Source organism: Kocuria sp. (genome assembly GCF_030538595.1).
GTDB lineage: Bacteria > Actinomycetota > Actinomycetes > Actinomycetales > Micrococcaceae > Kocuria.
The window spans coordinates 77065-100181 of record NZ_JAUNTS010000010.1 but is presented as its reverse complement, the minus strand read 5'-3'; the positions used below and the strand labels follow the sequence as shown (position 1 = coordinate 100181).

The following is a 23117-nucleotide window of genomic DNA, read 5'->3' as shown; positions in this document are numbered from 1 at the left end:
GGAATCCCGCGCGAAAGGGGGTTCAGTCCCTCCCGGGACGTGGGCGCACAAACGGGAAGGCCAGGACATCCCGAATGGTGGTTCCGGTGAGCACCATGACCAACCGGTCCAGCCCAATGCCCAACCCACCGGTGGGTGGCATGCCAAGTTCCAGTGCGCTGAGGAACTCTTCGTCAATCTCCATGGCCTCCGGGTCACCCGCGGCGGCCTTCAAGGACTGTTGGGTGAATCGCCGTCGCTGCTCCACGGGATCTGTCATCTCCGAGTACGCGGTTCCCAACTCCATGCCGCCCACCACCAGGTCCCAGCGCTCCACCAGCCCCGGCTTGGAGCGATGCGGTGCAGTCAGCGGGGAGGTCTCCACGGGGAAATCACAGTAGAAGGTGGGTTCCATGGTGTTGGGTTCCACCAACTCCCCGTACAGCTCCTCCAACACCGCACCGGGCCCCATGGCGGGACCCACCGGGACATTGTTGTCACGGGCCAGCTGCAGCAACACGTCAATGTCCGTGTCCACGGAGACTTCCTGGCCCACTGCTTCTGACACGGCTTCCGTGACGGTCCGTACCCGCCAGGGCCCGGAGATGTCCAGAATCTGCGGGGTCTGAGAGTCCACGGTGGGTGCGGCGTCGTCGTTCCGGGTGTGATCACCGTTCGAGTGGCTGCGGTGAACGTCCACCAGGGGCAGTTCGGGGCGTCCGTACAGAGCCGTGGCTGCCGCCTTGACCATGGCCTCCGTGAGGTGACGCATGGTGGTGTAGTCAGCCCACGGGACGTAAGCCTCCAGGGCCGTGAACTCGGGGTTGTGGGTGGCATCGGCGCCCTCGTTGCGGAAGTTGCGCGCCACCTCGAACAGCGGACCGTATCCACCCACCAGGAGCCGTTTGAGGTAAAGCTCCGGAGCAATGCGCAGGCTCAGCCCCATGCCGTAAGCATTGATCCAGGTGCGGAACGGGCGAGCGGAGGCACCGCCGTGCACGGTGTTGAGCACGGGGGTTTCCACCTCCCGCAGACCCGCCTCCAGCAGGAAATGACGCACGGTCTGGATGACCGTGGCCCGCTGGTGCAGCAGCCGCAGACGGTCCGGGTGGACCACCAGATCCAGTGAACGACGCCGCAGCCGCGCCTCCGGGTCTTCAAAGCCGGCGAACGGGACGGGCCGCAGCGACTTGGCCGCCACCGTCAACCCGCTGGCCAGGATGGACGGGGTGCCGTTGCGCGAGCTCCCGCTCCTGCCATCCACCACCAGGATGTCGCCCAGGTCCACAGTGTGGTTCAGCAGCTCGAACTGTTCCTGGCCCACGGCAGCTCGCTCCATCACCACCTGGAGATCGGCACCAGCCTCCGTGAGAGTCAGGAACTGGACGCCACCGTGATCCCGGTGGTGCCGCACCCGGCCGGAGAACCGCACGCTGCGGCCCGGGGTGGCCAGTGCCTCTACCGCGACCGCCAGAGGATCAACGTCCAGAATCCCCACGGGCCAGGGCGGCTCACCACATTCCGCAAGGTGATCGGCATGTTCTTTGCGGTGAATCTCCTCCGGGGTCCGGCGCGGGCCGAGCTCACTCAGCACCGCATCAGCCTGCGGTTCCAGCAGACGCTGCTCCGTCTGCCTGATCTGTTCTTGCTGCTCGGCGGTGAGGCTGTGGCCGTCATGGCCGGTGGCTCCACGGCCAGAACGCGGCCACAGGTCCGGGACAAAGCCCTCCGCAATCCCGGAGGCAATGGCCACCCGGGGCAGAGTCAGGAGGTTTTCGTACACCACGTAGCGCGGGACCCATTCGGGGTGGAACTTGTCATTGAACCGGTACAGACGTTCCAGCTGGAAGAACCGGTCCAACCTGCCCAGCACACCTGAGTTGAACCGGGTCATGGCCCCGGCACCCAAGCGGTCTGCGTCCGCAAACACGCCGCGGAACATGGCAAAGTTCAGGGACACTTTGGCCACGCCCAGTTGCTCAGCGGTGCGCATGAGTTCGGCAATCATGAACTCGGAGACTCCATTGGGCGCCTGCGGACTGCGGCGCATCACGTCCAGGGACAGCCCCCGCCGGCCCCACGGCACAAAGGACAGCAGCCCCACGGCCTGGCCTTGGGCATCCCGCGCCACAACGACGACGCTGCGCCCATCGCCTAAGTCTCCCCACCTGTTGAGCGCCATGGAGAACCCGCGGTCCGGTTCTGCCCCCCGCCATTGGTCAGCCAAGACGCCCAAGTCTGCCAGCTCGATGGGATCAACGTCCTGGTGGCGCTGCACCGTGACCGTGAGCCCATCCCGGCGAGCGCGGCGCACCGCCCGGCGAACTTCCGTCATGTTGGTGGAGCTCAAGGTGAAGCGATCCGCGTGAAGGACGGCTTCATCCCCCATGGTGGTCACGGCCATGCCCAGGCCGTCACTGTCCCGGTCAGCGTAGGCGCGGGCACCGGCTTCCGAGGCGGAGATCACGCCCAGGAGCAGCCCGTAGCGGCGGGCTTGGTCTTTCCATTGGGCAATTGCTGCCGGCCACGAATGGGGGTCTCCCACGGGGTCCCCGGAGGCCAGACTGACCGCGCCGATGGTGCGGAAGGTGACGGCCGCGCGACCGTCGGCAGAGAAGACCACCTCCTTGTCCCGGCGGGTGGCAAACCAGCCCAGCGAATCCAGGTCTCCGTGCTGGGCCAGCAGTTCCCGCAGGTGGAGTTCACCATCGGCCGTCCACTGGGCCGATCTGCGCCCGGCACGCAGCAAGGTCCACACGGTCAGGATCAAGACCACGGCCAGCACTATGGCAATGATCTGCGGAACCCAGGGGGGAACGGCGTCGATATGGCGCCACCCGCCCTGATGAGAGCCCATGGCTGCCCAGAAAACGCGGCCCAGTTCCCCAAATTGAGTCCACCCAACTTGGGTGGTGGCCACAATCAAAGCCTGCGTCAGGACCAATGAAATCAACAGACCAACCGCACCGGTGGCTGCGGCCACCCATCCCGCCCCGGGGCGGACCCGCGCCGGAAATGCTTTCCAGGAACGGATGGCGGCTATCAGCGTCAGACCACCCACCACAATTCCTGTGGTTTCTATGGCCACGTGAACGGCATAGGGAAATATGCCGTGATTGTTGGTGCTCCAGATCCATTGGTCCGTGAGGATCAAGATGGAGACGATCATCCCGAACACGCTGAATGCCATCACCGCCAGCAGGGCCAGCCGCATGCGGCGCACCAAGGCCGCAGCCACCAAACCCACCAAAATGGCTGACACCAGAGATGGTGTGACGGGAATGTTCAACGCACCGAACACCACCACCGGTACCACCGTGAGCGGGCCCGTGATGCGCAGGATCCACAGCGCCACGGCCACAGCGGCAGCCAGCGTCCAAACCCAGGTCAGAATCCGCGCCAGGCGCTCCGCCACCGGGTCCCGTTGTTCAAGGGGACGTGTGGGTGGTGATGGGTGGGACACTGAATTCCTCCGGTTGATGGACAGGACAACTTGATGGACAGGACATCGGTGGCACCGGCACGTGGTCGAATCGTTGATCGGCATCAACAACTATTCCACGTCTGTGACAACCGCAGCAGCGGCACACCAACACAGGTTTCCTGGGTGCTTTCCGGAAACTCTCCGATCACTGCCGCCACCCCGGCCACGCGTTGCCAGGGAATGTGTGCACTCAGACTTTGCGGGCATAATTCAACAGGACAGTGCCCGCCATGGCGCTGAAGAGCGCACAGGAGCGCTACTGGACAACGCGCCACCCCAGGGCTCTGCGCGGCCCGTGCACCATGAGGATTCCATGTTCAACATCACCGGGCTGCCCATTCTCATCACCTCCGCGGTGCTGTTTGTCCTGTTGTTGTTGGTGGCCCTGCTGGTGGTCCCGCGCAGACGCGGGCCGGGGGTGCGCAAGTACGTGGAGCAGGCAGTGGCCCTGGTGCTGGTGATCTTCCTGGCGTTGGCCACCACGTTCCTGTACCTCAACCGCGACAACAACTGGTACGGGGCCTGGGGGGATCTGTTTGCCAGCAATGACATTGGCACCATTGACTCCAATTCCTACGGGTCCACCCTGGCTCAGAACGCCACGTACAAGCAGCAAACCGGGGGCACCCTCACGGATCTGCAACGTAATCCGCAGTCGAATCCGGCGCTGGGTTCGGTCAGCTCGCGGGAGAGCACGGGTCAGTGGTTGAACGTCACCATCAAGCCCACCTCCACCAGCAAGACCCAGTTGACCGTTGATGCCTTGGTGTGGCTGCCACCGGGCTACGTGGCCAATTCGGACCGCTCCTACCCGGTTGTGGTGGGCTTTCCCGGGGTACCCGGTTCTGTCAGCACTTACCAAAATGGTCTTGACATTGACAATCTGGTTCTCAAGAACGTCCAGAACAAGACCATGCAAGCCCCCATCATGGTCTTCCCGGATGTCTTCCCCAAAAACGCTGACACCGAATGCGTGGATGGCAAAGCTGGGCCTTGGGAAACCTGGATCACACAGGATTTGCGGTCCTGGATCACCACCAATCTCCGAACCGTCAACGACCGTAAAGCCTGGGCCACCACCGGTTACAGCGCGGGTGGATGGTGTTCGGCCATGATCTCCATGCGCCACCCGGATCAGTACGGGTGGGGTATTTCACTGGCCGGTTATTTTGACGTGGAATATTCTTCCGGCCAGCAGCAGGATGATCCCAAGGACCCCAAGTACCTGCTGGACCAGGTGGCCCAGCAGCAGAAACCAGACATCGGGTTGTGGGCCTTTGCCGCCGGGCAGGATCAGCCGGCCATTGATTCCCTCAACAAGTTCAAACCTTCCGTCACCGCCCCCACCAGTCTCGTCTCCAACATCTCCCAGACCGGCGGGCACCGCACACCCGTGTGGATCACTCCACAACAGGACGCCCTGAACTGGCTTGGTCAGGTTTCTCCCTGGTTTGCCCCTGAGTCAACGTGATCCACTTCTTCCTGGCAACGGCGGCCGCCGGCCTGGCTGGATTTGACCCGGCACCGTTCCTGATTGCACTGGGAGCGCTGGGTGCCGGTGCACGGCGCCGCTCCATCCTGACTTTCACCACCGTCCTGGTGGGTGGGACCGCCGTGTGGGGATTGCTGCTCTCCAGCCTCCTGGGCCCACGCATCCGTGATGTCCACTGGCTGCACCTTGCCCGCTCCGGGAACGTGGCGGCCTGGATCATGCTGGCGCTGGGCACGGTGTTGCTGGCCTGGGGTGTGCTGCGCCTGCTACGTGCCCACCGGCTGCGGCGTCGTCCTCAATCACACAAAATCCAAGACACCCCGGAGGGCTCCAATCCAAAGGAAGCCAAGAAATCCCGCGGCCTGACTGTGATCGCGCTGGGGTTTGTGGCCGTGGTGGCTGGGGACCCAGCTTTTGACGTTCAGGTGGTGCAAGCCGGTTCCGCACCGCTGCCCCTGAGCGCAGCGGGGTGGGTGCTCTGGGCGGCACTTTCGCAATTTCCCCTGGTCATTCTGACAGTGGCCGTGGCAGCCGGGCGTTACCGACGTCTGGCACAGATCATGCGGGCCGGATGGCTGCGCGCAGCACCTGCCGTCAACGCCCTGGCCACCGCTCTGATCCTGGCAGCGGGGCTCCTGCTGGCCGTGGACGCCGTCGTACGGCTGTTGCGCTGAGCGGTTCACGCCAAGCCGTGCGCAGTTTGATACCTCATCAGCGCTGATGAGGTATCAAACTGCGTACGGCTTGCCCACACTGGCCAGGCACACCTCCCTGGCCACGGTCCAGGCGTGGTGGTGGATGTCCACAAAGTCATTGTGCTCCACCCCGTCCAACAACACCACGCGCCCGGTGTTGCCGGTCTGGGCGTGCTTGCTGATGTAATCGCGCAACGTGGCCACCGGCACCGTGGCATCCGCCTTGCCGTGCAGCACGTTGACCGGGATGTTCAGGGGAAGCTGCTCAATCGGGGACAGCGCCTTGTACCGCTGCGGCTCCTCCTCCGGGCGCCCACCCATCACGTCAACCACCCAGTTGTCGTTGTCCTCGTACACAGCTTTCTCAAAATCCAGCACTCCCGCCAGAGGGGTGGTGCTTTGAACGGTGACGCGGACGGCGTGGGGATCGCCTGACGACGTGTTGCGGCCCCCGGGCATGTCAGCGGGTAATTGGTCGCGGCCGGCCACCCAGGCCGCCAAGTGACCACCGGCGCTGTGACCCGTGAGGTGAACGCGCGTCAGGTCCGGCTGAAAATCCGCGTACTCACCCAGGCGAGCCACGTGATCCAGGGCATCGGAAACATCCTGAAACGTCATGGGCCACCCTCCCGGCCACGGTGTCCCCCGGTAGGTTGGCAGCCACACCGCCACGCCGTAGCGCGCCAAATCCTGAGCCGCCGCCTGGCAATACAGGGGACCGGATTTATCCGTCCATCCCCCGCCGTGAATGAACATGATCACCGGGTACGACGTCGTCCCTTCCCCACCGCCGAAATGCTGCGGATCGGGGAGGAACAGTTGACCGGTCTGACGCTGCGGGTCTGCGCCCCACTGAATCTTGGTTTCGCTCGGGGTCCCGGCCCGCGTACGGCCGGCCACCACCATGGCCTGAGCTGCACCAGTGCCGACCACAGAACTGGAGGCCAGACCGGCACCGGCCAGTACACCCAAGGCACCGGCTGTGAACAACGCTCTACGGGGCAGTGGCTTCATGGCTGCACCACGCAGTCCAGAAATGCCTGACGGGCGCGCGCCCACGGTTGACCCAGGACATCGGTCCACGCGGTGTGGTCCACACCGGCCAGCACCTCCACCACACCCGGGTTCTGCGTGGCCTCCAGCTCATTCAAGAAACCCTCCACCGCCTCCAGCGGAATCACCGTGTCCGCCGTGCCGTGCAGGGCGTTGACGGGAAGCTCCATGGGTAAGCGATTGATGGGTGAAGCCCAGTTGTAACGCTGCGGGTCCTCCTGGGCCGTGACCCCACCCATCAGGGATTCAACCAAGTCACCGTTGTCCAGCTCTTCGGCCAAGGCAAGATCGTACAGCCCGGCCATGGAGGTCACACTGGCGGCATTCACCAGGGGTTGCGCGCCCGGAGCTCCCTCCGGCAACTTGTAACGCCCCGCCGCCCACGTGGCCAAGTGCCCACCGGCGCTGTGGCCCAGCAAGTGGACCTGTTGCAGGTCCGGTTCAAATCGGCCCGGACCTGCCAACTGCGCAACGTAATCAACGGCATCCGAAACATCCTCGAATGTCTGCGGCCACCCTCCCGGGCCATCCAATCCACGGTAGGTGGGAGCCCACACCGCCAGACCGTATCTGGCCAGGTCAATGGCAACATCTGCCATGTAGCTGGGATCCGAGTCATCACTCCAGGAGCCCCCGTGGATCACCACAGCCACCGGGTAGGTGGGTGTGCGGGAGCCACCGGACCATGCCGCCGGGTCCGGGACATACAGCCAACCGGTCTGACGCTGTTCATCTTGGCCCCAGGTCACGCGGCCGCGATCCACCGGTTTGCCCGCACGCCTGTGGCCTGCCACCACCCGGGACTGCGCGGTGCCGCTGGGGACCGCCGTGGTCAGCGCCACGGCCGTCACACCACCCACCACCAGCCCTCCCGCACCGCGCAGGAGGTCACGACGCTTCAAGGTCATGGACCCGTGACCACCGGATGTTGTTCCGGATCGCGGTCTTCACGTCCCCAGTCGGCCCAGGAACCGTCATACACGCTGACCTCCTTGGCGCCGGCCACAACTGCGGCCAAGGCGCCCACGCATGCGGTGATCCCGGAACCACAGCTGAACGCCAATCGCTGGCGCTTGCCAACACGACTGGCAAATTTCTCCCGCAGACCTTCTGCGTCCAACAGGAACCCTCCCGGCGCCAGATCCGTGAACGGCACATTGACGGACCCGGGCATGTGTCCGCTGCGCACCCCCTGACGCAGCTCCGGCGCAGTCCCCTCAAAACGTTGCGGGCTGCGGACATCCACCACCGCATCGGCGGGGTTCTGCAGTCTGGCGGCCACCTCGGCGTCGTTGATGAAGGCACCGTCTGCCAGGGACACCACGGGTGGGGCAACCGGCTGCGGGGACAGCTCCAAGGGGCCCTCCGGGTGACCAGCAGCAACCCAGGCTGGGAAACCACCGTCCAGGACGTACGGCACCCCCACCCCCGTGGCGCGCAGCATCCACCAGGCGCGGGCGGAGGAGAACATGCCGGCGCGGTCATAAGCCACCACCACGGTGTCTTGGCCGATCCCCAAAGCCCCCAGCCGCTCGGCAAAATCACCGTCCGGCAGCATGGTGTGGGGCAGGTCAGTGTCCGCGGAAAACTCTCCGTCCAAGTCAAAGCGGCGAGCGCCGGGAATCCCCGTGGTGGCCCCGCGGTGATCCATGGCAGAGGCATCCACCACCACTACCCGGTCCAGATTTGCTGCCAGCCAGGCCACGTCCACGGTGGGGCCCTCCGGCAAAGACGGGTCAGCGGTGTGCGGTGCTGTGGAAGTCATGTTGTGAATCATTCCATCAGTGGTAGGCCGTTGCCATGACGATCTCCTGCGTTACCCCAAGTACCGCTCGGCTTGCTCCGTCACTGACCGCTCCAAACGGTCCAAGGCCGGCAGCGGCATCTTCCAGCGCTGCAGGAACAGCGTCACCGTCTCCCGCCGCAACTGCGGCACCGGCACCAATTCACGATCCACCACGCTGAACGGGGCGCCCATCATCTGCAATGTTGGGACCATGCCCCAGCCCAACCCGTCAGCCACCGCCCGGCCGAAGGCTTCTGAGGACGGTACGCGATGCTGCGGAGCGTTGCTGCCCCCAGGAATGCGGCGCAGCTGAGAATCCTGAAGATCGTCCTTGTCATTGAACACCACCACGGGTGCGGTACTCAGATCCGGTTCAGGTCCCAGAGCCTCCAGCAGACGCGGGCTGATGCACGGTTCGTAGATCATCTGACCCAGAGCGACGGCGCGGCACCCGGTGACGGTGCGCTGCGACGTCGTGATGGCTGCGGCCACCGCCCCCGATTGTAGGAGAGCCTGCGAATGGTCCTGGTCCTCCACGCTGATGCGCAGCAGCACGGGATGCGGTTGTGGACCGCCCAACTCTGCAAGGACCGGTCTGAACCAGGTGGCCAGTGAGTCCGCATTGACTGCAACCGGCAGTTGCCGCGGCACCCCACCCGGGCTCTCCCCAGCGCCCAAGTGTTCCAAGGTGTCTGCGTGCAAGGCCAGAACCTGCCGCGCCAACCGCAGGACTTCCTGCCCCGGTTCCGTCAGACGCACCGGAACCACTCGCTGGACCAGCACGTGACCTGTTTGAGCTTCCAAGGCTTTGATGCGCTGGCTGACCGCTGGCGCGGAAATGTGCAGGTGGGCGGCGGCCCGGTCAAAAGTCCCCAGATCCACCACGGTGACCAACGTGCGAAGCTGCTCAAGATCCACGGCAGGCTCCCTTCAGGCGGACACGGTTCACTGATGCAGGCCAAAAACTGGATGTGCAGCCCAGTTGTCACTCCTTCACGGCTCACCGGCTCCCGTGACGGCCGGCTGAGTGACCGTGACGGAACCTGAGCCCGCGCGGGAACTGGACGCAGCCCCGTAACAGTCGCACACTACTACCGCCACCATTAAGCACCCGCCCACCGGTGATGAGCACCAGGCACTCACGGGGTGGCCCACCAGGACCAACAACCACGTTGGCCCACATGCTGACAAGGAGAGCCAACGTGGTTGCCAATACCTGGGCCGCAATGTGGTCCGATCTGATGAGCATGCAGATCCCGCCCACGGACAAGATCATTCGCACCGTGGTGGTGTACCTGTTCATTGCCCTCCTGATCCGGGTGGCCGGCAAACGGCTCATGGCCCAGATGAACTCGCTGGACCTGGTGGTGGTGCTGCTGCTCTCCAACGTGGTGCAGAACGCGATCATTGGGCCGGACAACTCCCTGCTGGGTGGCCTTGTGGGAGCAGTGGTCCTGGTGTTCACCAACTTCATGCTGGAACGGGCCACCCACCAGTGGCCCGCTTTTGGGCGATTCCTGGAAGGCAAATCCACCCAGTTGGTCACGGACGGTGACTTGGACCGAGCGGCCATGATGCGGCTCGGGTTGAACTTGCAAGAGATCAACGCAGCGCTGCGCCATCAAGGTGCCGACGATGTCTCAGAAGTCCGCTCCGCTTCCCTGGCCCCCGGTGGAGGTGTGGTGGTCACACTGCGCCACCAGGACCAAAATGCCAGCATCGGTGACCTGGAAGCAGCCATGGCGCAGTTGCACGCCAAGTTGGACACTGTGTTGGCGGCGTTACCGCACGCCGCTGACACCGCCCCCGATGGGCAGGGCGACACCCCCGGCAACCGCCCCTCCGATCAGAACGGGCACTGACCATGACCAACCGTTTGCGTGCCTTCACCGCCTGGTTCCTGGAGGGAAGCCGCCCAACAGCTGCCTATGTGGGGCCGCATCAACGCCCGGATCGTACGGAAAAAACCCATCCGTGGTGGAAGGTCATGTGCCTGACCGGCGTGGATTACTTCTCCACGTTGGGCTACCAACCCAGCATTGCCATTTTGGCTGCCGGGCTCATCTCCCCGCTGGCCACCCTGGTCCTGGTGGCCGTGACCCTGCTGGGCGCGCTGCCGGTGTACCGCTGGGTGGCTGCTGTGTCCCCGCGCGGGGCAGGCTCCATCCACATGCTGGAACGCCTGTTGCCACGCTGGACGGGCAAGATCACCGTGCTGGTGTTGCTGGGTTTCACGTGCACGGACTTTGTCATCACCATCACCTTGTCCTCCGCAGATGCCGCCGTGCACATTGTGGAGAACCCCTACATGCCAGAGGGCGCCAGCCAGTGGCAGTTCTGGATCACCGTAGGTCTCCTTCTGCTGCTGGCAGCGGTGTTCCTGGGTGGGTTCTCGGAGGCCATTCGGGTGGCCATGGTTTTGGTACCGCTGTTCTTGGCAGTGAATCTGGTGGTGATCGCGGCCGCAGGGCTTCAACTGGTCCAACAGCCCGAGCTTCTGGGTAACTGGTGGAGCGCAGCGCTGAGTTCGCATTCCTCACCGTGGGCCGCAGTGGTTGTAGCGGTTCTGGTCTTTCCCAAGCTCGCCTTGGGCCTGTCCGGTTTTGAAACCGGGGTCACCGTGATGCCGCAGCTCAGCGGCGCCCGGCACCGTGGTTCGCAACGACGCCGCACGCACCAGCCCAGTCCCACCAGCACCCATGCCAAAGTGGTGGGATCTCACCGGTTGTTGACCGTGTCCGCCCTGATCATGGCGTTCTTCCTGATGACATCTTCCGTGGTGTGCACCGTCCTGATCCCCCAGGAAGCCTTCCGGGAAGGTGGGCCGGCCAACGGGCGCGCGCTGGCTTATCTGGCCCACCAGATCTTTGGGGAAGGATTCGGCACGGTCTACGACGTTTCCACCGTGCTGATTCTCTGGTTTGCCGGGGCTTCCGCCATGGCCGGCATGCTCAACCTGATCCCCCGCTACCTGCCGCGTTACGGCATGGCACCGGAATGGACCCGGGCCACCCGCCCCTTGGTGGTGGCGGTCCTGGTGGCGGCGTTGGTGGTGACGTGGATCTTTGATGCCAGCGTGGATGCCCAAGGCAACGCCTACGCAACCGGTGTGCTGGCGCTGATCACCTCCGCAGCGGTGGCAGTGACCCTCTCCGCCCGGGCACACGGCCGCCCCCGTACAGCTTTGGCTTTTGGCGCCGTGGCCTTGGTGTTCATCTACACGTTCGTGGACAACGTGATCACACGGCCGGATGGTCTGCACATTGCCCTGGTGTTCGTGGCCATCCTGCTGGTCATCTCCTTTGCCTCCCGGATCTGGCGCGCCTCCGAACTCCGGGTTGATTCCGTGACCTGGGATGACCGCGCGTTGAGTTGGATTCATGAGGCCGTGGGGCATTCCGTCCGGTTGATCGCGCAGAAACCGGAGGGGGTCAGCGCCGGTGACTATTCGGACAAGCTGCTGGATGAATGGCGGTGGCACGGCCTCAATGAAGGCCCCTCCGTGTTGTTCGTGGAAGTCAACGTGCGCGACCCATCCGATTTCGAGGACAACCTACGGGTGACCGCCCGCTGTGTGGACGGCTACCGGGTGCTGCACGTGGACGGGTCTTCCGTGGCCACCTGCTTGGCTGCTTTGGCCCTGGACATTGGCGAGCGCACCGGCAATGTGGCCCACGTGTACCTGGAATGGTCGGAGGGTTCGGCAGCGCTGAACCACCTGCGCTTCCTGCTCTTCGGCCGCGGTCAGACCGCCACCAACCTGCATGAAGTCCTGCGTCGCGCCGTTCCCGATGACGCCGTGCGTCCTGTGGTGCACGTGATGTGAGGCTGCGCCTTAGCTTTGCGTGGGCACCACGTGCGACCAGCTACATAAGTGATTCTTTAGACACTTAAGAATCTTTCGCTGTACGCAGGAGTGGGCCGCACGTAAGTTCTTGCTCCATGGGAATCTTCTTCACGGGAATGCTGGCCGGGCTGGCCCTGATCATCGCCATCGGAGCACAGAATGCCTGGGTACTGCGGCAGGGAATCCGGCGGGAGCACGTGGCGATCGTCGTCGTTGTGTGTGCGGTGGCGGATGCCGTACTGATCACCGTGGGGACGCTGGGAATCGGCACGCTGGTGGAGCGGTTCCCCGGCGTTCTGGTGGCGCTGCGGTGGGGTGGGGCGGCGTATCTGATCTGGTTTGCGGTGCAATCCTTCCGCTCCGCGTTCAGCAATCAGTCCTTGAAGCAGGCCGACGGCGCTGTGGCGGCCAAATCCGCGGGCCGCGTGCTGGCCACCACCCTGGCGCTGACGTTCCTGAACCCGCATGTCTACCTGGACACCGTGGTGATGTTGGGCAATCTGGCCAATCAGCAGGGTGATCTGCGGTGGATGTTCGCCGGCGGTGCCGCCATGGGCTCCGTGCTCTGGTTCTCCGTGCTGGGCATTGGGGCGCGAGCACTGGCCAAGCCGCTGAATCGGCCCGGCACCTGGAAGGTGATTGACGTGGGTGTGGGCGTGGTGATGTTGCTGATCGCCGCCAAACTGGTGTTCATGGGCTGATGTGGTGTCACGTGCTGCTGCAAGTTGTGCACCGCGACCGCTGTCCGAGCTGTGGGTCATCATGGCCGCATGAGTGAACACACCTGGGAAGCAACAGTTTTTGCGGGACTGAGCGTGGACGGGTTCATCGCCCGGTTGGATGACGACATCACCTGGCTGGAGAACCTTCCCCAGGCACCGCACTCACCGGCTCAGCCGAATCCGGACGTACCCGATTTTGATTCTCTGCTGGCCGCAGCGGACCACATGGTCATGGGCCGTTCCACCTTCCAGAAGGTGGTTGACATGGGGTTTTGGCCCTACACGCCATTGCAGGTGATTGTGCTCAGCACCTCCCTGAGCGACCGGCAGCCGCACGGAGTTCTGCTGGCGCGCTCCCTGGCGGAGGCGGTTGGGCTTCTGGACGCTCGCGGCGCTCAACACGTGTACGTGGATGGTGGGCGCACCGTACAGAGCTTCCTGGCGGCAGGTCTGATCACCAATGTTGTGGTCAATCACGTGCCCGTGCTGATCGGCACGGGCCTCCCGCTCTTCGGTGCCCTCCCGGAAGATCTCCACCTGAGCCACCTGGCCACGGCCGTTAGTTCCTCCGGCATGGTCAGTTCCAGCTACAGGGTCCTACACTGAGCATCACATGCGGCGGAACACCCGCTGACGCATGGCCGGCCGGGGAACACCGCGGTCGGACCGTTGTGATACCAGGAGTGTGCCGTGTCCCAGTTTTTCATTTCCGTCAACCACACTGACGACGCCGGGCTGCCGGACGGTGTTGCCCTTGAGGATCTTCACGCCGCCGTGATGGCTTTCAATCAGAAGATGCTGGATGAGCAGCGTGTGGTGTTCATCGGGGCCTTGGAGCAGCCTGCCACCGCCGCCCAGGTGGTAGACGCCTCCGGCGCGGAGCCCGTGATCAGTTCCGGGACGGCCAGCGGTGCGCCCATCCAGCTCGGGGGCTTCTGGATTCTGGAGGCCAAATCCCGTGAGGAAGCTCTTGACTTGGGAGCGCAAGCCTCTGCCGCATGCCATCAGCCGGTGGAAGTGCGCCAGATGCAGTCCTGAACCTCCCCCCTCCCCTCCGCCGAGATCATGGAATTTTGGGATTTGAGGCCCTGAAATTGGGTCAAACCATGTTTTCGGCGGAGTTGAGGGGTGCAGGAAGCGCACAGCTAGCTCACAGGTCAAAGCGGACATGGCCACAGAGTTGGCTTCTATCTTGAAGATCAATACGGCTCCCACCTGCTGCTACAACAGTCGGAGCCGGCCAACAACACCCAGGAGTCAGACCCTCATGTCAGTTCAGAACAACCACCCCGTCACAGACGAATCCACCGAAAACCAGGACCAGACTACGTACCGGGATCCCTTCGGCATTGAAATGCACATGGTGGACGGCAAGCACGTGTACCAGGGCCGGGAACTGCCCCGCCAAGAGGACGAAGTTGTGGATCAGGGCCTCGGGTTCGATCTGCAAACCTTGGTCAACCGTCGCAGCGTGGTCTCCGTGGTGGGCTTGGGTGCGGCCGCACTCGGGCTGGCCGCCTGCAGCCCGCAGTCAGGATCAGGCGGTGCCACCGCCTCCGCGTCAGCCACGGGATCGGCCAGCGCCACGGGGGATGCGATCGACGTCGACGCTGAGATTCCGGACGAAACCGCCGGACCCTACCCCGGTGACGGCTCCAACGGCGCCGATGTCCTGGAACAGTCAGGGGTGGTGCGCAGCGACATCCGCTCCAGCTTTGACGGCGCCAGCGGCACCGCAGAGGGCGTTCCCATGACGTTGGAACTGACCATTGCTGACATGGCCAATGGCAACAAGCCGTTCACCGGCGCTGCAGTCTACGTGTGGCACTGCAACCGGGACGGTGAGTACTCCATGTACTCGGAGGCCATCATCGACGAGAACTACCTGCGCGGTGTGCAGATTGTGGACGGTCAGGGCAAGGTGACCTTCACCAGCATCTTCCCCGCTTGCTACGCCGGCCGCTGGCCTCACATCCACTTTGAGGTCTACCCGGACCAGGCCTCCATCACGGATTCCACCAACGCCATCTCCACCTCTCAGCTGGCCCTGCCACAGGACGTGTGCGAAACCGTCTACGCCACCACGGGGTACGAACAGTCGGTCACCAACCTGTCCCAGATCTCTCTGGCCACGGACAACGTGTTCGGGGAGGACGAAGCCGCCCACCAGATGGCCACCGTGACCGGTTCCGTGGACTCGGGCTACAACGTGTCCCTGGTGGTGGGTGTGGACACCACCACCGAGCCGACCGGCGGCTCCATGCCTTCCGGTGGCGGTGGGATGGGCGAACCGCCCACGGGTGCCCCGGGCGCCTGACCCACCAACTCCGCCGAGATCATGGATTGCCTCAAAAATCTTCTAATTTTTTGGGGCAATCCATGATCTCGGCGTATTAATGCTCCCCCGGGGCGGCGTCGCCAAAACTGGGGGTCTCACCCCTTCCCACGTCACACACCGTCTGGTGGACTGACCGGACGCCCAGACGGAAGGTGTACGACGCCGTCGTCGGCAGGTTTGCAGCGGCTCGGCACGGAGGAGGGGTGTGATGGCGGCAACGCGCGCGGCCATCCTGGAGCGCCCCGGGACCAAGCCCGCTGGCTTGCGAACTGTCCTCCGTGACTGGGCTCCGGAGTACGGGGTCAACGGTCTGATCGGGCTGGTGTTTTCGGCCTCTGGCCCCATTGCCGTGACGTTGGCGGTGGGGGCGGCCGGGGGTTTGAGCAGCGCGGAATTGGCGTCCTGGGTGTTCGGCATATTCCTTTCGGCGGGGCTGGCCACCCTGGTGATGTCGCTGGTGTACCGGCAGCCGTTGGGCTTTGCGTGGTCGATTCCCGGCACCGTGCTGTTGGGGCCGTCCCTGCAGCATCTGAGTTTTGCCGAAGTGGTGGGCGCGTTTTTCAGCTGCGGTGTCCTGGTCCTGGCACTGGGCGCCACCGGTGTGGTTCGCAGAGCCATGGCCGCGATCCCCATGCCCATCATCATGGCCATGGTGGCCGCCGTGTTCTTGCGCTTTGGCACGGACATCATTGCGGCATCACGTCAGACACCGGGGATAGGCCTGCCCATGGTGGTGGCTTTTGTGGTCTTCTCCTCTGTTCCTGTTCTGAGCCGGTACGTGCCACCCATTCTGGCCACGGTACTGGTCGGGGTGGGGGCTGTGGCCCTCAGCGGTCAGTTCCATTTTGATACGACAGGACCAGTTCTGGCGCAGCCGTTGTTCACAACCCCGGAGTTCACCTGGGCGGCCCAGCTGGAACTGGTGATTCCGCTGGCCATCACGGTACTTGTGGTGCAAAACGGGCAGGGGATTGCTGTGCTGCGCTCGGCCGGACAGCAGCCGCCCATCAATGTTTTTGCCGTGACCTCCGGGGTGTTTTCACTGCTCAACGCAGGTGTGGGCGCGGTCAGTGCCTGTGTCACGGGGCCCACCAACGCATTGCTCACTGCTTCCGGGGAGCGTAATCGGCAGTACACGGCGGCTGTGACCTACGGTGCGCTGTCCCTGGTGTGCGCGGCTTTTGCACCGGCTTTCACACGCTTCATGCTGGCCACCCCGGAAGCATTCATCCTGGCCTTGGGTGGATTGGCCATGATCAGGGCTTTGCAGAATGCGTTTGTGGTCGCGTTTTCCAAACAGTTCACGTTTGGTGCGCTGGTGACGTTTGTGGTCACGGTCTCCGGGTTGGACCTGTTCAACATCCATGCCGCATTTTGGGGAATTGTGATCGGCTACGTGGTCTCCCGGCTGATGGAACCTGCCGACCACCTGGGCCTCCCTCCCCTCCGCCGAAATCATGGTTAGACCCAATTTCAGAGCCATTTTTCTAGCCAAACCATGATTTCGGCGGAGGGTCGGAGGGGAGGGAGAGGGGAGGGGAGGGGATTAGGCAGGTTGGGTGCGGGCGGCGTCGTCGTGGAGCATCCATAGGTCCGGGCCAAAGATTTCGTACCGGATGTTCTGCCCCGGCACCCCAGCCTCCACCAGCGCGGATCGCGCATCCTGCATGAACTCCAGACGCCCACACAGGTACACGTGCGAATCCGGGGTCACACCCAGGGCAGAGAAATCCGGGCGGCCAGTGTGGTCCCCTTCCTCCGACTGCGTGGTCCACCGCTCCAGCGTTCCGTTGGCCAGCTGGGCCACAGCCTGGGTTTGCTCGGCCAGCAGCGGAGCGTCAGCATCCGTGGGGTCAACGCGCAGGGCGCGAACCTGCCGGGAAGAGCCATCCACGGCCAACTTGTCCAGAAAAGCCACCATGGGCGTCACCCCGATTCCGGCAGACAGAAATACCAGTGGGGCATCTGAATCGGTGAGCACAACATCGCCATAGGGATTGGAGATCGGCAGTTCAGCACCCACTTCCAGGGCGTGCAGCACCGGGCTGACCTCCCCGTCCATGTCCTTCTTCACGGCAACACGCCGCGTACCCTCCGGCCCGGGAATCAGGGTGAATTGGCGTGGCTGGTCAATGCCGTCCGGCATCCGCACTTGGAGGCTCACGTACTGGCCCGGTACGGACGGGGTCTGCGGGGTGTCATCGGCCGGCTCAAAGGTCAGCACCACGGTGTCACCACCGGTTTCCGTGCGTTCGGCCAGGCGGTAGGGCGCGAACATGACATTGTTGGTCTGGCTTGCGTAGAGACCGCGCTCCAACTTCAAAAGGGCCTCCGCCATCAGCCAGTAGACCTCATCCCATGCCGCAGCGATCTCCGGGGTCAGGGCATCCCCCAAGTCAGCGGCAATGGCACCCAAGAGGTGGTCATGCACAATCGGATACTGGGACTCCACAATGCCCAGGGACGTGTGCTTGTGGGCCACGCGGGAGAGCATTTCATCCGGGTATGAATCCGGGTGGGTCAGCAGGTGCTGGGCAAAGGCGATCACGGAGCCGGCCAAAGTCAGCGGCTGCGCACCGGATTTCTGGTTGGCACGGCTGAAAACGCCGTTGAGCAGTTCTGGGTGCGCCTCAAACATGGACTGGTAGAACTTGGGAGCGATCTCCGGCAGCCGCTCCACGATCACCGGAGCGGTGGCCTCGATCAACGGCTTGGACTTCTCCGAGAGCATGGATCCTTCTTCCTCGGGCTGTTACCCGACGTCTTGGTGGCAGACCGTCATTGGCCGGCCCGGATGGAGGCTACGACTCCCCCTGCACCCAATCCTTGATCCAGGTCAAACCTGCCGCCTGTTGCCACACGTGTTGCCGCATACGTCCCCATAGACCACCGTTCACAAGGTGGGACGCGGCAAGGTGCGCAACGTTGTGGTCAGTGTCTTGCGCCCCACTGCGGCCGCCACCATGACCAGCCCCATCCCCACCAGCACAATCACCGCGGTCCCCAGAATGCTCAGCGGGGACAGCACAATCCCCACCCCCAGCACGGGAGCTTGGATCACGACGGCGGCCCCCACCGCCGCGCTCATCAGCACACCCAAGGGGTAAATCAGGCTCAGTCGGCGAGCGCGGTCCATGCTGCCCACGGGCATGCCCAAAACATCCAGCGTGTACCAGAGTCCCTTGCGGTCAATGATGGCAGCGCTCTGGTTGATGACCACCGCGCAGGCCACGGTGAGGAAGCCGTAGAGCAGGGTCAGGACTGCGCCGCTGCGCATGTCCGCCACCAGAGTTGCCGTGGTGGGGTTGTTCTGGACCGTGGCGATCAATGCCAAGCCACCGCCAACGGTCACTGCCACAAACCCCAGCAGGACCACGGACTGCAACTGACGCCAGGTGTCGCGGGGATCGGCAAGGATCATGCGGGCAGCCACCAGGTGGTGCGGTGTGCGGGCACGGCGGTGCATCCGCTCAGCGGCCTTGGCCACAATCCACGGTCCCGCCCAGTTCATGGCCACCATGGGCAGACCAAAAACCACTGTGCTGAGGCTCAATGCCACAAAGATTTCGGGGGCATTCAGCAGGTTGCGCCAGAGCATGGTCACGGCCACGAGCAAGGCCACCGCAAGGGCCGCACGCAGCCAGTGCATGGTGGGCACATCCCGCCGAGTGCGCACTGCCAGCGGATGGATGGAGACACGGCGGAGGCCCAACGCAGAGCTGGTCACAGCCAGGCACAGCAGCCCCAGCCACATGCCCACGGTCAGGCTCACCGGCAGCACCATGGCAGCGGCGCCCACCCGGTGACCGTCCACGGAGAGCAACCCCAGGGCCGGAATCAACGCGGCGTACAGCAACCCACCCAGCAGCACACCGCCCACGGCTTGCACCAGTGCGGAGCCGATCACCACAAGGCGCAGCATCCACCGAGAGGCACCGAGTAGACGCAGACCGGCCAGCCGGGTGTCCTTGCGGCGGGTGGACATCCTGGCTGCGGCGGAGGCCAAGTTGATCAGGGGTAGCGCCAAGATGCACAACGCCACGGTGGACAGCGCCCGGTACACCATGGCGGAGGAATTATCCGCGTAGTCAAAACTCCAGTACATCCGCACCCCAGCCACCACGGAGAGCAACAGGCCGCTGACTAGTGCATAAGCTGCCACAGGCAACAGCCAGGAACGGTAATCGCGGACCGATGTACGCAGCAGCAGTCCCAATACCGCCGGTGCCACCACGGGGGCGCGGTGAGCTTGGATGGAAGCGTGCGTGCACCCGCAGGCGGTCATGACCGCACCTGTCCCACGTGCACGGCGTTTTGCGTGGAGCGCATCCGAGCAGAAACCGCAAGACCACCACACTCAACCGCGTCAGGTCCGGAGTCCATGTCCCGGGTGTCCCCCACGATCTTGCCGTCACGCAGGTGGATGGTTCGTGAGCACTGGGCAGCCACGGTGGGATCGTGAGTCACCAGTACCAGCGTGGCGCCGCGTTGGGTGGTGGACTCCAGCAGCGCGTTCAGAACGTCCCGCGCCGCCGCAGAGTCCAGCGCCCCGGTGGGTTCATCCGCAAAGATCACTTCCGGACCGCATACCTGCGCTCGGGCTATGGCCACCCGCTGCGCCTGACCACCGGAAATCTCACCCAGACGGCGGTCCTCCAACCCTTCCAGACCCAGTCTCTGCAGCCAGGACGACGCCGTTTGATACGCGCTGGCCCGGTCAACACCGCACAGCATCAGCGGCAGCGCCACGTTCTCCACCACCGTCAGCTCATCCAGCATCAACCCGGATTGGAACACGAAGCCGAAGTGGCGCAGGCGCAGGTCAGCCCTGGCTTCTGGTCTCATGAGGTGCACGGCATCCGGCCCGTTGGCATTGTGAAAGTAGATTTCCCCGGACTGCGGAAGGTCAATGCCCGCCAACGCATGCAGCAGCGTGGTCTTCCCGGAACCGGACGGGCCCATGATGGCCACAGACTGCCCGCGAAGAATGGTGACGGACAGATTGTCCAGTGCAACTGTGGGGTGTGCCGGCGCGATCCGCTCCTCAGACGCAACGGGCGACTTTCGCCGGTGCCCGGTGAAGCCGGCGCGTCCCGTGGAGGGACCAAAACGCTGAGTCAGGTTCAGGGCTTGCAGGATGGGGTAGGTCATGGGTCCAGATTGCGCCGGGGAACGGCTGTGGCGCATCGGGCCGCAGGATGGATTTTTGACCGGGACTGTCATGCTCTGGTTGGTGGATGAAACATCAGGTCATTCCCCAGGATGACCAGGGACGCCGACCCGGAACACAGGGGCCCGCCGCCGTTCATCAGGCGGTCACAGCACCGGGTGCCGACCTGTCAACGCGGCTTCCAGAAGCCGCCGCACACCGGATTCCGTCACCGGCACCGGGTTCGACGACGGCGCCGCGCTCACCACCCGCTGCACGGCCTCTGGGATGTCGGTTCCCGTCAAACCCAGATCAGCCAGGGCGGTGGGCGCATCCACCTGATGCAGCAGATGGGTGAGGGCGGTGACGGCGGTGGCGGGAGCGTCGTCGTCGTGTGGAGGCACAGCGCCCAGGGTGGCAGCCAAACGGCCGGAGGCAACCGGTGCCCCCGGCGCGTTGAAGGCCAGCACGTGCGGGAGGACCACCGCGTGGGTCTGGGCGTGGGGCAGGTTGAACGCCCCGCCCAGGGTGTGGCAGATCTTGTGGTGCAGGCCAGAACCGGCTGATGCAAAGGCCACTGCGGCCAGGTAGCACCCGTACAGTGCCTGCTCACGGGCCTGTTGGCCCAGTGGGTCCAGGACGATCTGGGGCAGAGCGGTTCCCAGGGCGCGGGCACCCTCCAGGGCCATGGCCTGGTTGATGGGGTCAGCGCGCGGTGCCCACAGGGAATCCACGCAGTGCGCCAGTGCATTGATCCCCGAACTCACGGAAAGCTCCACGGGAAGGGTGGTGGACAGAGTGGAGTCGTACACGACTGCGATCGGTAGCACCTGTGCTGCGGTGCCCGTGGTCTTGACCCCGTTCTCCGTGAGTCCCCACATGTCTGTGGCCTCGGACCCGGCGTACGTGGTGGGGACTGCGATCAGGGGCAGCCGTGTGGTCAGGGCAATGGCCTTGCCCAACCCGATGGCCGACCCGCCACCCAGGGCGACCAGAAGATCGGCCTGCGCCTCCTGAGCGGCCCACCGGGCGCGGGCAGCCAAATCTGCGGGTACGTGCTGGGCCACCTGGGTCCACCGCACGGAAACTCGCTGGTCTGCCACCAGGTTTTTGCCTGTGGACACGTCCCGCGCGCTGGTGATCACCATGACGCGGCGGGCACCGTGCTGCTGGATCTCCTGCGTCACATGCTCGGCCGCCATGCCGGTTCCGAACAACACCCTTTGCCCCAGGGTGATGTGGTTGAACACCATGGGCCGACCTTCATTTCCGCTCACCAGCGCCGCCTTTGCCGTGGTTCCGCATACTTTCCGCTTCATCAACATAGTGCATGGCCCGTACTGTGTGACGCTTTGCGAAAGAGAGTCCCCACCCGGTGCAGAAAGTTATCCACAGGTGTGGAGAACATTGTGCACATTGTGAACCGGAACCGTGGATCACGGCTCGGTTCCCAGTGTTTTGGCCATCCACAGACTTGTTCACACGTGTGGAATTACACGGATGAGAGTTGCCCACTGCTGTGGATGACCCCTGTGGACTGGTTGCGAGAGAAGCGAGTTCGGCCGACTCAGCCCGGGCTGCTCCAACCCGTCAACGACGGCGAGCGCGCCGCCCCATCGCCAACATGAGTCCCATGGTGGCGGTGCCTGCGATCAGACCGCCCAAATGTCCCTGCCAGGAGATTCCCGGGACCACAAAACCGAAAACCACGTTGATGCCGATGAGCACCAGGATGCTGGTCAGATTGGAGCGGTGCTGTTTGGGTCCCCACAGCGTCACAGCCAGTACCGCACCGAACAGTCCGAAGATGGCCCCGGAAGCACCCACCGTGAGCGTGGTGGGTGGGGACAGCAGGATCACAGCCACGGCTCCACCCAGCAGGGACACGGCGTACACCACCGCAAAGCGCAGGCGCCCCAGTTCGCCCTCCAACATGCGACCGAAAATCCACAGCGTGTACATGTTCAACAGAATGTGCGCGGGATTGGTCATGGAGTGAACGAACCCGCTGGTCACAATGCGCCATGGTTCCTCCAACGCCACCACGGGGGCCAGGCCCAACCAGTAGATGGCTTGGATGTTGACCAGCTGCAGCAACCACATCACGGCGTAAACACCCAAGTTCACGCCAATCAGGGTCCAGGTGACCAGCATGGGGTTGCTGTTGTTCACGGCACCGCCCAGGGGTGTGCGCACAGTGCGCTGGGCGGCACGAGCGGATTGCACACACACCGGGCAGTGCACCCCCACTGCGGCCTGCGTTTGGCAGTCCCCGCACACGGGCCGACCGCATCGCTGGCACCGCACCCCCGTCACACGCTCGGGATGCTGTGCACAAGGCTGTAACGCTGGCCGGCCACCGCGGTCATCGCGCGGGTCTTGCGGCTGCTGGGCGCCGTAGCGGGGCTGGTCCACACCTGATCCTTTTCATTGCTGGAACTCACCAGATGGTGCTGCGGACCACCAGGTTAGGCGCGGGGTCTGACAACCAACTGAGGGCCCCGCCAATGGCGGGGCCCTCAGAATTGAACTGGTGGACAGCTGCTCAGGTGGTCACAGCTGCCGGATGGTC

General features: G+C 64.2%; 19 protein-coding genes. 9 read left to right on the top strand and 10 right to left on the bottom strand.

What is annotated here, in order from left to right; all coding sequences use genetic code 11:
- Positions 1-22 precede the first annotated feature (22 nt).
- Positions 23-3442 carry a bifunctional lysylphosphatidylglycerol synthetase/lysine--tRNA ligase LysX gene (lysX, locus tag Q4G32_RS09720; RefSeq protein ID WP_303351032.1) on the bottom strand — a complete coding sequence of 1140 codons (3420 nt, stop codon included), beginning with the start codon at positions 3440-3442 and terminating at the stop codon, positions 23-25.
- A gap of 334 nt (positions 3443-3776) precedes the next feature.
- Between lysX and Q4G32_RS09715 the strand changes: the two genes are divergently transcribed.
- Both Q4G32_RS09715 and Q4G32_RS09710 read left to right on the top strand, forming a co-directional pair.
- Complete coding sequence (locus Q4G32_RS09715; RefSeq protein WP_303351031.1) at positions 3777-4934, top strand: alpha/beta hydrolase; 1158 nt, start codon at positions 3777-3779, stop codon at positions 4932-4934.
- Positions 4931-5629 carry a hypothetical protein gene (locus Q4G32_RS09710; protein ID WP_303351030.1) on the top strand — a complete coding sequence of 233 codons (699 nt, stop codon included), beginning with the start codon at positions 4931-4933 and terminating at the stop codon, positions 5627-5629. The genes Q4G32_RS09715 and Q4G32_RS09710 overlap by 4 nt, the downstream gene beginning before the upstream one ends.
- Positions 5630-5683: 54 nt before the next feature.
- Here the strand turns inward: Q4G32_RS09710 and Q4G32_RS09705 are convergent, their stop codons facing one another.
- Genes Q4G32_RS09705 through Q4G32_RS09690 form a run of 4 tightly spaced genes read right to left on the bottom strand, consistent with a single transcriptional unit; the run spans position 5684 to position 9407 of the window.
- The gene (locus Q4G32_RS09705; RefSeq protein WP_303351029.1) at positions 5684-6664 is read right to left on the bottom strand and encodes an alpha/beta hydrolase family protein; all 981 of its coding nucleotides are present in this window, start codon (positions 6662-6664) and stop codon (positions 5684-5686) included.
- Complete coding sequence (locus Q4G32_RS09700) at positions 6661-7611, bottom strand: alpha/beta hydrolase family protein (protein ID WP_303351028.1); 951 nt, start codon at positions 7609-7611, stop codon at positions 6661-6663. The genes Q4G32_RS09705 and Q4G32_RS09700 overlap by 4 nt, the downstream gene beginning before the upstream one ends.
- Positions 7608-8468, bottom strand: a complete 861-nt coding sequence (locus Q4G32_RS09695) for a sulfurtransferase (protein ID WP_303351027.1) — start codon at positions 8466-8468, stop codon at positions 7608-7610. The genes Q4G32_RS09700 and Q4G32_RS09695 overlap by 4 nt, the downstream gene beginning before the upstream one ends.
- Before the next feature lie 51 nt (positions 8469-8519).
- Positions 8520-9407 carry an ArgP/LysG family DNA-binding transcriptional regulator gene (locus Q4G32_RS09690; RefSeq protein WP_303351026.1) on the bottom strand — a complete coding sequence of 296 codons (888 nt, stop codon included), beginning with the start codon at positions 9405-9407 and terminating at the stop codon, positions 8520-8522.
- A 284-nt stretch (positions 9408-9691) separates the two neighbouring features.
- Here Q4G32_RS09690 and Q4G32_RS09685 point away from each other — a divergent pair, with 284 nt between their 5' ends.
- The 7 genes from Q4G32_RS09685 (at position 9692) to Q4G32_RS09655 (ending at position 16861) form a co-directional block, all read left to right on the top strand.
- Positions 9692-10351, top strand: coding sequence for a DUF421 domain-containing protein (locus tag Q4G32_RS09685; RefSeq protein ID WP_303351025.1), 660 nt, complete (start codon positions 9692-9694; stop codon positions 10349-10351).
- 2 nt (positions 10352-10353) lie between these two features.
- Positions 10354-12315, top strand: a complete 1962-nt coding sequence (locus Q4G32_RS09680) for an amino acid transporter (RefSeq protein WP_303351024.1) — start codon at positions 10354-10356, stop codon at positions 12313-12315.
- A gap of 116 nt (positions 12316-12431) precedes the next feature.
- A complete protein-coding gene (locus tag Q4G32_RS09675; RefSeq protein WP_303351023.1) occupies positions 12432-13037 on the top strand; it encodes a LysE/ArgO family amino acid transporter in 606 nt (201 codons plus the stop codon).
- Between the two features lie 69 nt (positions 13038-13106).
- Complete coding sequence (locus Q4G32_RS09670; RefSeq protein WP_303351022.1) at positions 13107-13664, top strand: dihydrofolate reductase family protein; 558 nt, start codon at positions 13107-13109, stop codon at positions 13662-13664.
- 84 nt (positions 13665-13748) lie between these two features.
- The gene (locus Q4G32_RS09665; protein WP_303351021.1) at positions 13749-14096 is read left to right on the top strand and encodes a YciI family protein; all 348 of its coding nucleotides are present in this window, start codon (positions 13749-13751) and stop codon (positions 14094-14096) included.
- A 316-nt stretch (positions 14097-14412) separates the two neighbouring features.
- Positions 14413-15375 (top strand): intradiol ring-cleavage dioxygenase, encoded by a 963-nt coding sequence (locus Q4G32_RS09660; protein ID WP_303351060.1) that lies wholly within the window; start codon positions 14413-14415, stop codon positions 15373-15375.
- 229 nt (positions 15376-15604) lie between these two features.
- Positions 15605-16861 carry a benzoate/H(+) symporter BenE family transporter gene (locus Q4G32_RS09655; protein ID WP_303351020.1) on the top strand — a complete coding sequence of 419 codons (1257 nt, stop codon included), beginning with the start codon at positions 15605-15607 and terminating at the stop codon, positions 16859-16861.
- 81 nt (positions 16862-16942) lie between these two features.
- On the opposite strand, the gene Q4G32_RS09650 is transcribed toward Q4G32_RS09655, so the two are convergent.
- The 5 genes from Q4G32_RS09650 to Q4G32_RS09630 all read right to left on the bottom strand — a co-directional run bounded on the left by Q4G32_RS09650 (position 16943) and on the right by Q4G32_RS09630 (position 22960).
- A complete protein-coding gene (locus Q4G32_RS09650; protein WP_303351019.1) occupies positions 16943-18127 on the bottom strand; it encodes a globin domain-containing protein in 1185 nt (394 codons plus the stop codon).
- Between the two features lie 162 nt (positions 18128-18289).
- Entirely contained in the window at positions 18290-19681 is a 1392-nt protein-coding gene (locus Q4G32_RS09645) for an FtsX-like permease family protein (protein WP_303351018.1), read from the bottom strand.
- Complete coding sequence (locus Q4G32_RS09640) at positions 19678-20547, bottom strand: ABC transporter ATP-binding protein (protein ID WP_303351017.1); 870 nt, start codon at positions 20545-20547, stop codon at positions 19678-19680. The genes Q4G32_RS09645 and Q4G32_RS09640 overlap by 4 nt, the downstream gene beginning before the upstream one ends.
- A 165-nt stretch (positions 20548-20712) precedes the next feature.
- Complete coding sequence (locus tag Q4G32_RS09635) at positions 20713-21822, bottom strand: maleylacetate reductase (RefSeq protein WP_441327487.1); 1110 nt, start codon at positions 21820-21822, stop codon at positions 20713-20715.
- A gap of 313 nt (positions 21823-22135) precedes the next feature.
- A complete protein-coding gene (locus Q4G32_RS09630; protein WP_303351016.1) occupies positions 22136-22960 on the bottom strand; it encodes a rhomboid family intramembrane serine protease in 825 nt (274 codons plus the stop codon).
- Between the last annotated feature and the right edge of the window lie 157 nt (positions 22961-23117).